Raw genomic sequence first — 15,106 nt, forward strand, 5'->3', positions numbered from 1 at the left:
CGGTGTCACTCTCCGTCTCCGATACTGGTTAACACCGGCCATGAGCACGCCTTCCGCCCCTGTTCGGGCGCGTCACGACCATTCGGGCCTGGCCTATAACCTGGCCGGCATCGCCGTGCTGGTGGGCTTGTTGTCGGTTGGGGCGGCCTATCTGGTGGACGAACTGGGCCGCGCCACGACGCTGCCCAGGCCGGCGCTGACCGATGGCGAGCCGGTCACCCAGACCATCGCCGGGCGCGAATTGCACATCCCGACGCGCTGGTTCCGCTATGGCGAGCAGATTCGGGACGGCTTCACCAACCAGATTGACCTCAAGGTGGTCCTGACGGCGGCAGACGGGGTCACGCCGCTGCCGGTGGACGTTACCCTGCTGCCGCGCAGCCGCGCCAGCACTAGCGCCAGCCTACTCGACCGGGTCTATCTGCACCAGTTTGGTGAGGCGACATTGTCAGGCGTGCCGGGCCTGGTGGGCAAGCCCATGCAGCAGTCCGAAGGCTATCGGAGCGAAAGCATCTGGTATGATGCCATCTCGCCCAATCCCTTTGTCGCCAAATGCATGGATGCGGTGGAGGCAGACCAGGCCCGCCAATGCGTGCGGACCGTCTATCTGCCCAGCGGCATTGCCGCCGTCTATGCGTTCGACGCCACGGTTCTGCAATCGTGGCGTCAGTTCGATACCGAAATGGAGCGCTGGCTCAAACCGATCGGCGCCTGGTAGCGGGAAATCAGTCGATATCGTCCAGGTCGATATCCAGAATCGACATGTTGAAGATGTAGGACTTGTCGCCGTCCTCATCGTCGGCATGGATCAGGCCGATCGATTCATCGCCGATGAACACTTCCACCGAGTCGTCGAGCTTGGCGCGCGGGCGCACGTCGATGTTCTTGTTGTTGAACTTCACCTGCAGGAACTTCTGCAGCTTGAGGATCTCGGGTTGTTTCACTGTCACATGTCCTGCTGTTTGCGTTGAGCCGGCAATCTAGTCACCGCCAGCGCCCGCACAACCCCCGAAATCAGCCATTTTAGCGGTGACAACGCGCAGTGCTGGCTTGCGGCCTCAGCCGTTCATGTCGTGGACCAGCACCATCTGGTCCATTACCAGCGCCGGTTGCGCGCAGCCGGCTTCCCCGATCACCTTGGCCGGAACGCCGGCAACGGTCATGCGCGGGGGCACTTCCTTGAGCACCACCGAACCCGCACCAATGCGCGAGCAATCGCCCACCTTGATATTGCCCAGCACCTTGGCGCCCGCACCAATCAGCACGCCATTGCCGATCTTGGGGTGGCGGTCCTGGTCGGACTTGCCGGTGCCGCCCAGCGTCACGCCCTGCAGCATGGAGACATTGTCGCCCACCACCGCCGTCTCACCGATCACCAGCCCCGTGCCATGGTCGAGCATGATGCCCTTGCCCATGGGCACGGCGGGATTGATGTCGACCTGGAAGACCAGGCTCGAGCGGCTCTGCAGATAGAGCGCAAAATCCCGCCGCCCAGCCTTGTAAAGCGCATGGGCGAAGCGATGGGTCTGGATGGCCTGATAGCCCTTGAAGAACAGCAGTGGCTCCACTGCCCGGTGGCAGGCAGGGTCGCGTTCCAGCGTCGCCGCCAGGTCCACGCGCGCCACGGCGCCGATTTCGGGATTGTCAGCCAGGATATCCGCAAAGGCCTGGCGGATGAGATCGGCAGAGACATCTTCGTGGTGCAGCCGTGCACCCAGTCGATGCGCCAGCGCCTGCTCAAAGCTGTCGTGATTGAGAATCGCCGACACGGCCAGATTGGTCAGCGACGGCTCGTTGCTCACAATCTGCTGCGCGCCGGCGCGTACGGCCTCCCAGACGGGATCAACCGACTGCAGCTTGACGGGGGTCTTTGCCTGGGTGGTCATGTCTGGCCTCTGCCGTATCGTAGGCAGACGATATAGGCCATTTTCATCGCCGTTTCAAAGGTCCGGCGATGCGATTGGTTCACGAAACGCTGTGCGCGGCGAAGGTCTTGCTCAAAAAGGCCAGCGCAGCAGCCTTGAAGGCCTTGTCGCCAGTGGCCCGCATATGGTCGCGCTTGGGGATGACGAAGGCCTCGCCATGCGGCAGCAGCTCGGCCAGTGGCTCGGGTGCCCCGGCCATGACATCGGCCTCCCCCACAGCGACCAGCACCGGCACTTCGATGCGCCGCACATCGGCCCGCGCCATGGGGTCGCGCGAGGTTTCCATGCAGGCCGCCAGCGCCTCGCGGTCAGCGCCGGTGTGCTCGGCGAAGATGCGGAACTGGCGTGCCGTGGGATGGGTCAGCCCATCCAGCGACGGCGCCCGCAGACCGGCGATGATGTCATTGCCGTCGCTCAGACCATTGATGAGATTGAGACCCATGCCGCCAAAGATGGCGCAGGCCACGCGATCCTCATGCGCATAGGCGGCAAAGGCAGCGATGCGGGCGCCCATCGAATAACCCAGCAGCGCCGCCCGGGTGATTCCCAGATGGTCGAGCAGCGCAACGGCGTCCTCGGCCATCGACTGGGGATGATAGCGCTCGGGATCGTAGGGTTTTTCCGAGCCTCCGTGGCCGCGGTTGTCCAGCGTTATGGCCGTGTAGCCTGCCCCCACCAGCGTCTCCACCCATCCGGTGTCGATCCAGTTGACCTGTCCGCTCGAGGCAAAGCCATGGATGCACAGCACCGGTGGCCCATTGCCCGCAGCCTCATAGGCCAGGGTCAATCCGTCAGACTGGAAGGTGGGCATGACTTTCTCCATCGGCAGGCGGCTGATCGGAGCCTGTGTGCGCGGGAATGCCGCGACAAATCAATACCTGATTGCCCGCGCAAGCCTTCCCTTGCCTCAGGCCTTGGAATAAGGTCCGGCCAAATCAACACCGCACCGGGTTCTTTTCGATGGCACACGGCACCACGCCACACTTCCACAATACCGAAGGTCTTCGCCGGATCGAGGTTGGCTCCAGGGAATTCCAGTGCATCGGCGCCTTGCCGCCCTTCGATCACCCCCATGTCTTTCTCGACATGGGCACCGATGACGAGATCATCTGCCCCTATTGCTCGACGCATTACGTGTTCAACTCGCGCCTTGCCGCCGGCACCTGCAGCCCCGCTTCGGCTCTCTACACCGCCACTGCCGCCTAAGGGCCTGCCATGCCGGACACCGGCCAAAGCTTCTTCATCGCAGGCGCGGGCATCAGCGGTCTGACGCTGGCGCTCGCCCTGGCCCAGCGTGGCGCGCGCGTCACCGTGCTGGAGCGCAATGAGCGCATTTCCGAGTTTGGCGCCGGACTGCAGATCAGCCCCAACGCCCGACGCGTGCTGGACCGGCTCGGGCTGGATGCCGCCGTCGCCGGCTGCAGCCTCGAGCCCACGGGCATCGACCTCTTTCCTCGACTTGCCAACACGCCGCTGACCACGCTTGCCCTCGGCCCGGCGATGCGCAGCCGCTTTGGCGCCCCCTATGTGGTCATGCATCGCGCTGACCTGGTCGAAACGCTCTACGAGGCTGCCCGGCGTGTCAGCGCCATCAATGTGCTGTTCGGCGTGCGCCAGTGGGACGTTGTCTCGCATACGCGAGGCGTTACCGTTTCCATCGACACGGCCGAAGGCGAGGCCCGCACCAGCCGCGGCAAGGCCTTCATTGGCGCCGATGGCGTCCATTCACAGACGCGCCGCCAGGTGCTTGAGGGCCCCGATGCCCGCTTTGGCAATCGCGTCGCCTGGCGCACGCTGCTGCCCTTCGATGCGGTGCGCGATCACTTGGCGCTCGATCGGGTCACGGTTCTGTTTGCACCCGACCACCATGTCGTCTGCTACCCCCTGCCGCACCGCCAGCAGGTCAATATCGCCCTGTTTGCCCGCGGCCCGTCCGGCGCCGCCAAGACGGACACTGCTCCGATCCTGCCCAAGGGCCAACCGATCAGTCCGCGGCTAGCGGCCCTTCTCGCCGCCGCGGGCAACAGCTGGACCGCCTGGCCACTCTATACGGTCACCACGCCCGTCTGGCACCGCGGCCATATCGGCCTGATTGGCGACGCTGCCCATGCCATGGTCCCCTTCCAGGCCCAGGGGGCCGCAATGGGTATCGAGGACGCCGCAGTGCTGGCGCCCCTGCTGGTCGACAGCGACTCGGCAGAGACGGCCTTTGCCCGCTATGCCGAAGTGCGCCAGCCGCGCGTCGGCCGCGTCGCTCGCACCAGCCTCAACAATGGCCGCATTTTCCACCTGTCCTGGCCGATGAGCCTGGCGCGCGATTCTGTCATTGCCGCCCAGGGGCCGAATGCGCATCTCGATCGCCTGTCCTGGCTCTATGGACACGATGCTCAGGCTGCGAGCGGCGCAACGCACTAAATGTCTGACCAGGCGCGCAGTTTGTGGCGTCGATGCGCCGCAGCCCCTGCTCAATTGACCCTTCGGCCTTGCTTTGGCTGCAAGGCATGTGTCAACTGCGCGACACATCCACGGGCTCACCAGCGACAAGAACACAAGCACCAAGTATGCAAGCATCGACCCGCTCACGGCTGACCCTCGCCTGCATCCTGGTGACAGTTCTGCTCGACATGATCGGGGTGGGCATCATCGTTCCGGTGCTGCCCGAACTGCTCGAGGACCTGACCGGCGGCAGCGTCGCCGATGCCGCCGTGATCGGCGGCTATCTGGTCTTTGTCTATGCCTTCATGCAGTTCGTCTTCTCGCCGGTGCTGGGCAATCTGTCCGACCGCTTCGGTCGCCGTCCCGTCCTGTTGCTGTCCCTGGTCGGGCTCACCTTTGACTATCTGATGATGTCGATCGCCCCGGTGGTCTGGTATCTGTTCATAGGTCGCTTCATTGCCGGCATCGCCGGCGCCGCCCTGGCCACGGCCACAGCCTATATGGCCGACATCACCCCGCCGCATAAGCGAACCCATCGCTTTGGCCTCATTGGCGCCGCGTTTGGCCTGGGCTTCATCATCGGCCCCGTCCTTGGCGGTGAGCTGGGCGAGTTCGGCCCGCGCGTTCCCTTCTACGCGGCAGCAGCACTGGCCTTCGCCAATTTCCTGTTTGGCCTGCTTGTCCTGCCAGAAAGTCTGCCCCGGGATTCGCGGCGCAAGTTCGATATTCGCCGCGCCAACCCCTTCGGCGCCGTACTGGCCCTGCGCAAATATCCTGCCGTTCTCTGGCTGCTTGTGGTGCTGTTCTTCCTTCAGCTGGCAACGCAGGCGCTGCCCACCATCTTCAGCTATTTCACGGTGGAGGTGTTCAACTTCACCTCCTCCTCGATTGGCCGCACGCTTGGCGCCTTCGGTATTGGCTTCGCCTTCAGCCAGGCTGTCCTGGCCGGGCCCTTGTCCAAGGGCATTGGCGAGCCGGCAGTCGGCATTATCGGCCTGTTGTTCGCTACGACCGCCTTCGCGGGCATCGCGTTTTCGGCAGATGTCTACCAGCTCTATCTCTTCATTGCCGTCGGCACGGTGAGCGGCGTCGCCCCGCCCGCCATCAACGGCGTGCTCTCGCGCCAGGTACCCGACAACAGCCAGGGCGAACTGCAGGGGGCCGTCAACGCAGCCAGTTCGCTCGCCACGATCATCGGGCCGCTCGCGGCTACGCAGATCTTCTCCTACTATTCCAGCGGCCCCGAGACCGGTCATTACTTCCCCGGCGCGCCGTTCATCGCCTGTGCCTTTGCGGTGGTGATGTCGCTGATTGTTTTCGGCGTGGCCGCCTGGCGCTTCGAGCTGAGCCATCGCCCCAGCCTGGCCGACCATCCGCACGTGCCCGAGACGCCGCAGCCCGGCCAGGTCAGAGTGGCTCCCATTGATGAAGACGACGATGACAGCAATCCGGATTCGACCCGCCACTGACGCCGACCACGATGCCATTCTGGCCATCGTCACGCCTGTGCTGGCCGCCGGCGAAACCTATGTCATTGAGCGCGATCTGGATCCGGCCGGCATCACCGCCTACTGGTTTGCCGCCAATCATGAAGTCTTTGTGGCCGAGAGCGACGGCGATATCCTGGGCACCTACTACATCATGCCCAACCAGCGCGGCGGCGGCGCCCATGTTGCCAACTGCGGCTACATGACAGCGGCAAGCGCCCAGGGAAAGGGCGTTGCCCGGGCCATGTGCGCCCATTCACTCGATCACGCCCGTGCGCGGGGCTTTCGTGCGATGCAGTTCAACCATGTGGTGTCGAGCAATACCCGCGCCGTGGCCCTGTGGCAGGCCATGGGCTTTGACATCGTCGGCACCCTGCCCCAGGCCTTCAATCACCCCGTCCACGGCTATGTGGACAGCTATGTGATGTTCCGCGCCTTGTGAGCCTTGCGCAGCAGTTCATGCGCAAGGGCGTGGTAGATGCCTTCCTTGCAGATGCCGCGCGAGACCGCCGAGGCGACCACCGCACACACCATCACCGGGAAGATCATCCCGTGGTTGCCCGTCATCTCGATTACGATCACCACCGCCGTGATCGGCGCCTGCAAGACAGCCGCCAGATAGGCGGCCATGCACATGATGGCCAGGGCGCCGATCGGGATCTGCAGCGGCCCCTGCAACAGGCTGGCAATCCCAGCGCCGACAGATAGAGACGGCGAAAAGATGCCGCCCGGAATGCCGCTGATCGACGTGACCATGGTGGCGATCAGCTTGAGCGGGCCAAACAGCCCCGTCACCTCTTCACCGGCCAGAATGGCCTTGGCCTGCTCGGCGCTGGTGCCAAAGGCCGCGCCGCCAGTCGCCACCCCACAGAGGGCCACGATCAGCCCACAGCCCAGCGCGAACACGACCGGATGCTGCCGCACCAGCGCGCCCGCGCGGCCAGGGAGACCGACGGCAAAGGCAATGACAACGCGGCTGAATCCGCCACCAGCCAGCCCGCACACCACACCCACCACCGGCACCGCCAGCCAATGAGTGCCCAGGGCCAGCGTCACGCTGGAGCGGCCGAAATAGGTGTAATCGCCCAGGATCGCCAGCGAGGTCAGCCCTGCGACGATCACCGTGCCCAACACCAACCCGCTGGTCCGCAGCTCAAAGGAACGGCTCATCTCTTCGATGCCGAACACAATGCCGGCCAATGGGGCATTGAAGGCTGCCGCAACGCCTGCCGCACCGCCAGCGAGCAGCAACCCCGGCTGCCGGTGCGGCGCGAAGCGACCCAGGAAATACATGATCGAGGCGCCCACCTGCACGGTCGGCCCCTCGCGCCCTGCGGAAGCACCAATGGCCAGGCCGGCGGTCAACAGCCCCATCTTGGCTATAGCCAGTCGCAGCGACACCAGTTTCTGCTTGGCCCCGGGATCGCTCAACTGGCGCGCCGCAATCACCTGCGGAATGCCGCTCCCCTGTGCACCATCAAAATAGCGCTTGGTAACCCAGGCCAGCAGGGCAAAGCCCAGCGGCGTCACCAGCAAGGGCAGATAGGGCCACTGTCGCGCCACCACAAAGAACCAGGACTGTGCGCCGTCGGCCAGGAAGGCCATGGCCACCGCCGCCAGCCCCACCAACACACCGCCCAGCATGAACAGCGCCCGTCGCCGCAACCGCGGCAGCCAGATGCGATTCCAGCGCAATGCCAGCGCCTGTTTGAAGCTGCGCGAACCCATGACTCTTCCAGACAGAAATGCAAAAGGCGCCGGGGTGAACCGGCGCCTTCCTTAAATCACTCAGAGGCTCACTTGCCCAGCGTTGATGGCCAGGTGCCGTGCAGGTCCGTGCCGCGGCCGACGATCTCGAAGCCATGTGCGCCGAAGAAGTCACGCTGGCCCTGGATCAAATTGGCTGTGCCCTGGCCCTGGCGGTAGCTGTCGAAGTAGCTGAGCGCCGCAGACAGGCAGATCATGGGGAATTCGCCGGTGGCAGCGGCGGCCACAACCTTGCGCAGGCTGGGGTGGCTGTCCTTCATGATGGCGACGAAATCGGGCACCACCAGCAGGTTGGTATTGCCACCCTTGGCATAGGCCGAGCTCATCTGATCGAGGAAACGTGAGCGGATGATGCAGCCGGCGCGCCAGATCTTGGCGATGGTGGCCAGCGGCAGCGCCCAGCCGTTTTCTTCCGATGCCTTGGCAATCACCGCAAAGCCCTGGGCATAGCTGACAATCTTGCCGGCCAGCAGCGCCTTTTCCAGCTCGGCCAGGGTCACGTCGGTCTTGGCGCGATCGGGCTTGCCATAGATGGCCTCGGCCGCCACGCGCTCATCCTTGCGCGACGAGATCGAGCGGGCCGCCACGGCGCCCTCGATGGCCGTTGCCGGCACGCCCATCTGCTGGGCAGCAATGGCGGACCAGACGCCGGTGCCCTTCTGGCCGGCCTTGTCGAGAATCAGCTCGACCAGCGGCTTGCCGGTTTCGCCATCGACGGCGTCCAGCACATGGCCGGTGATTTCGATGAGATAGGAGTTGAGCGGGCCCTTGTTCCATTCCTTGAACACGGCGGCGCAATCCTTGGGCGACATGCCCAGGCCATCGCGCATCACGCCATAGACTTCGGCGATCATCTGCATGTCGCCATATTCAATGCCGTTGTGGATGGTCTTGACGAAGTGGCCGGCGCCACCTTCGCCCAGATAGGCGCAGCAGCTCTCGCCATTGAACTTGGCGGCGATCGCGGTCAGCACGGCCTCGGCATTGTGCCACTGCTCCTTGGAGCCGCCCACCATGATGGAGGGACCGTGACGGGCGCCTTCTTCACCACCCGAAACGCCGACGCCCAGATAACCGATGCCCTTGGGCTTGAGATAATCGAAGCGGCGCTGCGTATCGGTGAACAGCGAATTGCCGCACTCGATGATGGCATCGCCCTTGTCCAGATGCGGCAGCAGCTCCTCGATCATTTCGTCCACCGGCTTGCCGGCCTTGACCATGATGATGATCGAGCGCGGTGCCTTGATGGCCTGAACGAACTTGGCCAGGTCGGCTTCGGGGATGACCTTGCCGTCCAGGCCCTGTGCCTTGGCCGTGACGACAAAGTCATCAATACGCGACGCGGTGCGGTTGTGTACGGCGACGGTGTAGCCTTTTTCGGCGATGTTGAGGGCCAGGTTCGAGCCCATCACAGCAAGGCCGATCAGGCCAATATCAGCTGTCGACATACCAGCAGTCCTTCCGAGGATTTTCGTCTATCATGCGCACACGACGCTGCGCGCGGCGGCGAACCTGACCACAATACGGCGGCGGACGGAAGCCGCAATCACGCATTTTTGGCCCAAATTCGCCGTCTTGTATGGTAGTTTTTCTTGCTAGGTCAATCCCGCAGATCCCAGACCCGCCAAATCGGAGACGCCCCATGCCATCCCCCTTCGATCTGACCGGCAAGCGCGCCCTGGTCACCGGCTCGAGCCGCGGCCTGGGACTGGCCATGGCGCGTGCCCTGGCCGAGGCCGGCGCCGCCGTGGTGCTCAACGCCCGCGACACCGTCGCCCTGGGCGCTGCCGCCAAGGATCTCGCCGAAGCCGGCGCCACCGTTCATGCCGTGGCCTTCGACGTCACCAGCCGCGACAGCATCAACGAGGCCATCACCCATATCGAGGATGAGATCGGCCCCATCGACATCCTGGTCAACAATGCCGGCATGCAGTTCCGCTCGAGCCTTGAGGCCTTCCCGCCGGAAAAATTCGACCAGGTCATCGCCACCAATTTCACCTCGGTGTTCAACGTCAGCCAGCCCGTCGCCCGCTATATGATTGCCCGCGGCGCCGGCCGCATCATCAATATCTGCTCGCTGCTGTCGGACATGTCGCGCCCGTCGGTGGCCCCCTATGCCGCCACCAAGGCCGCGGTCGCCAATCTCACGCGCGGCATGGCCGTCGACTGGGCCCGCCATGGCCTCAACGTCAACGGCATCGCGCCAGGCTATTTTGCCACCGAACTCAATGAGGCCCTGCTCAAGGACGAAAAGTTCAACAACTGGATCGAAACCCGCACCCCCATGGGCCGCTGGGGCCAGCCTGAAGAACTGGGCGGCGCTGTCGTCTTTCTCGCCTCACCTGCCGCCGCCTTCGTCAACGGCCACATCCTCTACGTGGATGGCGCCTTTACAGCCACGGTCTGACCCATGTCGCTCTCCCCTGCCCGCATCATCATCGCCATGGGCGTCAGCTCATCGGGAAAATCCACGGTCGGGCAATCCATCGCCCGCCGGCTGCATGTGCCGTTCCTCGACGGCGACGGCTATCATCCGCCTGCCAACGTCGAGAAAATGCGCTCGGGAACGCCGCTGACCGATGAGGATCGCTGGCCCTGGCTGGAAAAGCTCGCCGTGGCCCTGCACGAAGCCGCCGAGCGCAAGGGCGCATCCGTCGGCGCCTGTTCGGCGCTCAAGAAGGTCTATCGAGACTATCTGGTTGAAAAAGCTGGCGAGCCAATCCTGTTCGTCTATCTCGACGGCAGCCGCGAGGTCATTGGCGAGCGCATGGCGCGGCGACAGCATGAATACATGCCCACCAGCCTGCTCGACAGCCAGTTCGCCACGCTTGAAGTGCCGGACCCCGCCAGCGAGAACGTGCTGCCCGTGCCGGTGACCGACAGCGTCGAGGCCATCACCCGCACCGTGATCAAGTCGCTCGATCACCTTCGCAGCTTCAAGCGCTGGCAATAGCCGCAAAAAAGGGCGACCAAGATGGCCGCCCCAGTTGCTACTGCGCGAGGGCTATTGCGCAGTAAAGCCGCCATCTACCACGTGGTAGGAACCGGTGATGTTGGATGCGGCGTCGGACAGCAGGAACAGCGTCAGCGCCGCCACTTCGTCGCCCGTGCCCAGCCGCCCGATCGGGTGCATGGCCTTGAGCCCGTCATGGGCTTCCTTGGGCATGGCCGAAAGCAGCGGCGTATCGATGAAGCCGGGGCCAACCGCCGTCACGCGAATGCCCTTCTTGGCGTAGTCGAGCGCCGCCGACTTGGTCATGCCGACAACGCCATGCTTGGCCGTGACATAGGCCGGCGCATTCGGAAAGGCGACTGACCCCAGGATCGAGGCCATGTTGACGATGGCGCCGCCGCCCTTCTTGAGCATGGCCGCAATCTCGAACTTCATGGAATAGAAGACGCTGTTGAGGTTGACGTCGATGACCTTGTGCCAGTCGTCAAAGCCGTAGTCGCCCAAAGGCGCCGCCTTGCCGCCAATGCCGGCGTTGTTCACGGCCAGATCGAGACCGCCATAGGTGTCGACCGCAAACTGCACTGCCGATTCCACCTGGTCCATCTTGCCAACATCGACGGCCACGGCAGCCGCATCCCCGCCGGCCGCCTTGATGGCCTTGACCACTGTCTCGGCGCTGTCGAGCTTGAGATCGGCCACAACCACCTTGGCACCGCGCTCGCCCAGTTGCAGCGCGATGGCCTCGCCGATGCCCGAACCGGCACCGGTTACAAATGCGACTTTGCCATCAAAATCCTTGGCCATTTTCGTCTCCTTTGTTGTCCCCGATATATGGGGACCCAAAAGAGCCAATGCGATGGCGCAGAACGATTTTTCGGTAAAATTTCTTTACTCGTGACGTTTTGACGCGGCTAGGACGCGACCCAGGGCGCCCCCTCGCGCGCCAGGCTTGCATTGTTGTAGCGGTCGTCCTGGCTCACCTCCTGCCCCACCCAGTCGGGCAGCGGCACGCTCTGCCACTGGCTGTCCAGTTCCACCTCCGCCAGCACAAGGCCCGCGTGGCGCCCCTCGAACACATCCACCTCCCACACCAGCCCCTGATAGGGCACGATATGGCGGCGCTTCTCGATCACATGCGGCGCCGCCAGCGCCAGCAATTCCCGCGCGTCGTCGATGGGGATGGGATATTCGAACTCGCTGCGCACGATGCCCCGGGCCTGCCCCTTGAGCGTAATGACGGCACTGGCATCGTCGGTGCTGCGCACCCGTACTGTCGCCTTGGCATTGGACGAGAGATAGCCCTGTCGCAGCAGCGAACTGGCTGTGACCGCGTCGCGCCAGTCATCGGAGCGGACCAAGAACTTGCGTTCGATCTCGATGCCCATGGCTAGAACCCAAACCCCAACTGCCCGGCCGGCACGCCCGGCTCCACGCCCTCCAGCGCCAGCATGCGCCGCTTGGCCTCGGCCCCGCCCGGCGCCGAGAACCCGCCCGCCTTGCCGTCGCTGGCCAGCACGCGGTGGCACGGAATGATCAGCGGCACGGGATTGGCACCCATGGCCGCGCCGACGGCCCGCGACAGGCCAACGTCGCCCAATTGCCGCGCCAAGGCGCCATAACTGGTCGTCGCGCCCCAGCCAATCTGCAGCAAGAGGGCGTAGCAGCGGCGGTTGAAATCGGACACCGCCTGCAGGTCGAGCGGCACATCGGAGAAGTCCACCGCCTCCCCCTCCGCATAGTCCTCGATACGGTCGATCACCGCTGCCACCGCCCGGTTCGGCTCACCGGGTACCGCGCCGTCGCGATTGATGCGCTGGTGCAGCGCGTCGCGCGCCAGACCAGGCAATTGCAGCCTGGCCACGCCTGCCTCTGTCCAGCCGATGCCGAAGGCGCCCAGTGCCGTATCGAATATCATGGTCTCCATGGCCCGAGCATAGGATGGGCGGTCGCGCCGTGCCAGCCCGACAAAAAAGAAGGCCGCCCCGAAGGGCGGCCTGTGCATGGGTCGCAGAATTGTCGCGGACGCTACTTCTTGAGCGCGTCGCGGACAGCTTCCTTGGCTTCGCCGATCTTCTGCTGGGTCTTGCCGGCAGCCTTGTCGAGCTTGCCTTCTGCCTGCAGTTTCTCATTGTCGGTCAGACCGCCGACAGCATCCTTGACAGCGCCTTCAGCCTGCTTGGCTATGCCCTTGGCTTCGTCCTTATGCATGCGAGTCTCCTGTTCATGGGGTTGTCTGGTCCTGTGCATGGTCCCGATGCGACGCGAACCGCGACATCGTCCGGCACTGGACATGGGCTGGATCAACACATCTGCGTTCATCTGCCGTTGGACGCAGCAGACACGCAGAACAAGACCGCAATGAGGCACCTGCGGTTTGCTCCGATCACGAAAGCCGGCCGCTTTACTGTCCCGACGCGCTGTTGCTGAACCTGCTGCGCCTCTGCTAGAGCCATGCCCATGCCCGGTCCCATGCCCACGCTGGCCAATTACCAGCCCCCCCAAGAGCCCTATCTGTCCGTCCTCCACCAGGACGACGATATTCTTGTGCTCGACAAGCAGAGCGGGTTGCTCAGCGTGCCGGGCAAGGACCCCTCGCTGTGGGATTGCCTGGAATATCGCGCTCGCCAGACCTGGCCCACCGCCGGCATGTGCCATCGGCTCGACAAGGACACTTCGGGCGTCTTGGTCATGGCGCTCAACAAGCGCGCCCATGGCCGCATCGGCAGCCAGTTCGAGCACCGCCAGACCACAAAGGCCTACATCGCCCGCGTCGCCGGCGTCATCGCCGAGGACTCCGGTCTCATCGACCTGCCTCTGGCGACCGACTGGGAGAACAAGCCCCGCCAGCGCGTCGACTATGAAAACGGCCGTCCGTCGCAAACCGAATGGACCGTGCTGGAGCGCGAGGCCAATGCCACGCGCGTCCGCCTGCATCCCCTCACCGGTCGCACGCACCAGCTCAGGGTTCACATGAAGGCCATCGGCCATGTGATTCTGGGCGATGTGTTTTATGGCGACGCCGAAACGCTGGCCGCCGCCGCACGGCTGCAATTGCACGCCGCCGAACTGGGCTTCACCCACCCCACCACGGGCGAATTCATGACCTTCGTGGCGCCCACGCCGTTCTGATGGCGGTCAGTCGCTCTCGGGCGGAAAACCGACTTCGATGCGTTGGAACAGGTGGCCCGGCTTCATGGTGTCGAGCCATTTGCGGAAATCGGCAACGTCCTTGAAACCGGCACGCCGCGCATCGGCCCCGGTGACATCGGCGGGGTCTATGTCATCAATGGCGCCGATGGCCATAACGCCCAGCTTGGTCTTGAGCGTGCCACCCGCCTTGACACTGGGCCGGCTCCAGCGGCGGAACACCAGATCGACCTGGCCGGCCTTGATCTGTTCGAGCAATTCGAGCTTGAGCAGCATCAGCCGAGCACCCCCTGGGCGGTGATTTCAATGCGCAGCCCCTTGGCCAGCAGTTCCTTGACCACCACGGTGGCGCGCACCGGATAGGGTTTTGCGGTGAAATACTCGCGATAGACCGCATTCATGCCCGGTGCATCGGCGGCGTCGATGAGAAAGATCTGCAGCATGACCAGGTTGGCAAGCGTGCCACCGGCGGCGCGGATGGCGATATCGAGATTGTCGAGACACCGCCGCGTCTGCGCCTCGATGCCACCATCGACGATTTCGCCACTCACCGGATCCTCGGCAATGGCCACCAGCCAGACCTGCTGGCCCGCGCGCACCGCATCGCTGATGGGCACGGAGGATGGCGCAATCCCGGTCTCAATGGCTTCGATCATGGTGTCCCTTTCGCTCTGGTGCGGGCGGCGGGACTCGAACCCGCACGGGGATACCCCCTCCGGATTTTAAGTCCGGTGTGTCTACCATTCCACCACGCCCGCAGTGACTTGGCAGGTAGCATGCAGAGCGCAGGCTGCCAACGACCTTGCCATACGCATAGACAGCAGAACACGCCGCACGGTCCTTGGCGTCGCGAGGACACGGTGACGGGCGACCTTTGGGCCACATGTCTACTTACAGAACGACCCAGGAACTGCCCGTCACGCAGTGGTCTTCCCAGATTCAGGCCCATTGCGCAGCGTCCGTGCACAGCTACCCACTATGCCTCTGCTGAACAGGCGCCCCCATCCCCGGCCCCCACCCAACCTTGCGTCGGGGTCGCGTGCATGGGGGGGTGGGCAAGTGCGACACGGGGGATAGAATGGGTTGGGGGAGCCGCCAAGCCTCAGTCAAACCTTCGCCTTACGCCACCCTGCGGCTTCGGCTTCAGCCTCAGTGCAGAACCAGCGTTCACCATGCGATGCGCTGATTTCGGTCTGATCGTAATATTTCTGGCCGGGCACATGATAGATGCGCTCGCCCCGCGTGTTCACATTGCCCTTGATGTTGCAGGTGCGCGATTCCTGGGCGGTGGCGGCGTTTGGCGTCACAAGTGCCATCGTGGCACAGACAAGTGCCGTGGCGACAAAAGACGAGCTGGTCATCAAAATACTCCGGGGGCGATTTCAGCATGA

The 15,106-nt window shown here is 64.1% G+C and carries 20 protein-coding genes and 1 tRNA gene; 8 read left to right on the forward strand and 13 right to left on the reverse strand.

All coding sequences use genetic code 11. The features are described 5' to 3' along the window. Positions 1–40: 40 nt before the first annotated feature. Positions 41–718 carry a hypothetical protein gene (locus tag K1177_RS08070; protein ID WP_224702768.1) on the forward strand — a complete coding sequence of 226 codons (678 nt, stop codon included), beginning with the start codon at positions 41–43 and terminating at the stop codon, positions 716–718. 7 nt (positions 719–725) lie between these two features. Here the strand turns inward: K1177_RS08070 and K1177_RS08075 are convergent, their stop codons facing one another. From K1177_RS08075 to K1177_RS08085, 3 genes are all read right to left on the reverse strand, one after another. After that, positions 726–944 (reverse strand): DUF3126 family protein, encoded by a 219-nt coding sequence (locus tag K1177_RS08075; protein ID WP_224702769.1) that lies wholly within the window; start codon positions 942–944, stop codon positions 726–728. A 114-nt stretch (positions 945–1,058) separates the two neighbouring features. Then, positions 1,059–1,886, reverse strand: a complete 828-nt coding sequence (gene cysE, locus K1177_RS08080) for a serine O-acetyltransferase (RefSeq protein WP_224702770.1) — start codon at positions 1,884–1,886, stop codon at positions 1,059–1,061. Positions 1,887–1,965: 79 nt separating this feature from the next. Beyond that, the gene (locus tag K1177_RS08085) at positions 1,966–2,736 is read right to left on the reverse strand and encodes an alpha/beta fold hydrolase (RefSeq protein ID WP_224702771.1); all 771 of its coding nucleotides are present in this window, start codon (positions 2,734–2,736) and stop codon (positions 1,966–1,968) included. A 149-nt stretch (positions 2,737–2,885) separates the two neighbouring features. Here K1177_RS08085 and K1177_RS08090 point away from each other — a divergent pair, with 149 nt between their 5' ends. The 4 genes from K1177_RS08090 to K1177_RS08105 all read left to right on the forward strand — a co-directional run bounded on the left by K1177_RS08090 (position 2,886) and on the right by K1177_RS08105 (position 6,290). Further along, positions 2,886–3,131, forward strand: a complete 246-nt coding sequence (locus tag K1177_RS08090; protein ID WP_224702772.1) for a zinc-finger domain-containing protein — start codon at positions 2,886–2,888, stop codon at positions 3,129–3,131. 9 nt (positions 3,132–3,140) lie between these two features. Further along, positions 3,141–4,340, forward strand: a complete 1,200-nt coding sequence (locus tag K1177_RS08095) for an FAD-dependent oxidoreductase (RefSeq protein ID WP_224702773.1) — start codon at positions 3,141–3,143, stop codon at positions 4,338–4,340. Between the two features lie 146 nt (positions 4,341–4,486). Beyond that, positions 4,487–5,830: a TCR/Tet family MFS transporter gene (locus K1177_RS08100; protein ID WP_224702774.1), complete on the forward strand. Its 1,344-nt coding sequence runs from the start codon at positions 4,487–4,489 to the stop codon at positions 5,828–5,830. Continuing rightward, the gene (locus tag K1177_RS08105) at positions 5,808–6,290 is read left to right on the forward strand and encodes a GNAT family N-acetyltransferase (RefSeq protein ID WP_224703713.1); all 483 of its coding nucleotides are present in this window, start codon (positions 5,808–5,810) and stop codon (positions 6,288–6,290) included. Before K1177_RS08100 ends, K1177_RS08105 begins: the two co-directional genes overlap by 23 nt. On the opposite strand, the gene K1177_RS08110 is transcribed toward K1177_RS08105, so the two are convergent. Then, positions 6,266–7,576, reverse strand: a complete 1,311-nt coding sequence (locus K1177_RS08110) for a chloride channel protein (RefSeq protein WP_224702775.1) — start codon at positions 7,574–7,576, stop codon at positions 6,266–6,268. The genes K1177_RS08105 and K1177_RS08110 overlap by 25 nt on opposite strands. A 68-nt stretch (positions 7,577–7,644) precedes the next feature. Beyond that, positions 7,645–9,063 (reverse strand): NADP-dependent phosphogluconate dehydrogenase, encoded by a 1,419-nt coding sequence (gene gndA, locus K1177_RS08115; RefSeq protein ID WP_224702776.1) that lies wholly within the window; start codon positions 9,061–9,063, stop codon positions 7,645–7,647. Between the two features lie 194 nt (positions 9,064–9,257). Here gndA and K1177_RS08120 point away from each other — a divergent pair, with 194 nt between their 5' ends. Together K1177_RS08120 and K1177_RS08125 are read left to right on the forward strand one after the other, a co-directional pair. Further along, complete coding sequence (locus K1177_RS08120; RefSeq protein ID WP_224702777.1) at positions 9,258–10,022, forward strand: glucose 1-dehydrogenase; 765 nt, start codon at positions 9,258–9,260, stop codon at positions 10,020–10,022. 3 nt (positions 10,023–10,025) lie between these two features. Continuing rightward, positions 10,026–10,568 (forward strand): gluconokinase, encoded by a 543-nt coding sequence (locus K1177_RS08125; protein WP_224702778.1) that lies wholly within the window; start codon positions 10,026–10,028, stop codon positions 10,566–10,568. A 51-nt stretch (positions 10,569–10,619) separates the two neighbouring features. Here the strand turns inward: K1177_RS08125 and K1177_RS08130 are convergent, their stop codons facing one another. The 4 genes from K1177_RS08130 to K1177_RS08145 all read right to left on the reverse strand — a co-directional run bounded on the left by K1177_RS08130 (position 10,620) and on the right by K1177_RS08145 (position 12,776). Further along, positions 10,620–11,372 carry an SDR family NAD(P)-dependent oxidoreductase gene (locus K1177_RS08130; RefSeq protein ID WP_224702779.1) on the reverse strand — a complete coding sequence of 251 codons (753 nt, stop codon included), beginning with the start codon at positions 11,370–11,372 and terminating at the stop codon, positions 10,620–10,622. A 107-nt stretch (positions 11,373–11,479) separates the two neighbouring features. Next, entirely contained in the window at positions 11,480–11,953 is a 474-nt protein-coding gene (locus K1177_RS08135; RefSeq protein ID WP_224702780.1) for a CYTH domain-containing protein, read from the reverse strand. Positions 11,954–11,955: 2 nt separating this feature from the next. Further along, a complete protein-coding gene (locus K1177_RS08140; protein ID WP_224702781.1) occupies positions 11,956–12,492 on the reverse strand; it encodes a methylated-DNA--[protein]-cysteine S-methyltransferase in 537 nt (178 codons plus the stop codon). Between the two features lie 101 nt (positions 12,493–12,593). After that, entirely contained in the window at positions 12,594–12,776 is a 183-nt protein-coding gene (locus tag K1177_RS08145) for a CsbD family protein (protein WP_224702782.1), read from the reverse strand. Positions 12,777–13,025: 249 nt separating this feature from the next. Between K1177_RS08145 and K1177_RS08150 the strand changes: the two genes are divergently transcribed. After that, positions 13,026–13,697 (forward strand): RluA family pseudouridine synthase, encoded by a 672-nt coding sequence (locus K1177_RS08150; protein WP_224702783.1) that lies wholly within the window; start codon positions 13,026–13,028, stop codon positions 13,695–13,697. Positions 13,698–13,703: 6 nt separating this feature from the next. Here K1177_RS08150 and K1177_RS08155 read toward each other — a convergent pair whose 3' ends face one another. The 4 genes from K1177_RS08155 to K1177_RS08170 form a co-directional block, all read right to left on the reverse strand. Continuing rightward, the gene (locus K1177_RS08155) at positions 13,704–13,991 is read right to left on the reverse strand and encodes an ASCH domain-containing protein (RefSeq protein WP_224702784.1); all 288 of its coding nucleotides are present in this window, start codon (positions 13,989–13,991) and stop codon (positions 13,704–13,706) included. Then, positions 13,991–14,371 (reverse strand): RidA family protein, encoded by a 381-nt coding sequence (locus K1177_RS08160; protein ID WP_224702785.1) that lies wholly within the window; start codon positions 14,369–14,371, stop codon positions 13,991–13,993. The genes K1177_RS08155 and K1177_RS08160 overlap by 1 nt, the downstream gene beginning before the upstream one ends. Before the next feature lie 16 nt (positions 14,372–14,387). Then, a tRNA-Leu gene (locus tag K1177_RS08165) sits at positions 14,388–14,473 on the reverse strand. Between the two features lie 348 nt (positions 14,474–14,821). Next, the gene (locus K1177_RS08170) at positions 14,822–15,031 is read right to left on the reverse strand and encodes a sunset domain-containing protein (RefSeq protein WP_224703714.1); all 210 of its coding nucleotides are present in this window, start codon (positions 15,029–15,031) and stop codon (positions 14,822–14,824) included. Positions 15,032–15,106 lie beyond the last annotated feature (75 nt).

Origin of the sequence: Devosia aquimaris, assembly GCF_020169335.1 — a bacterium.
Classification (GTDB): domain Bacteria; phylum Pseudomonadota; class Alphaproteobacteria; order Rhizobiales; family Devosiaceae; genus Devosia; species Devosia aquimaris.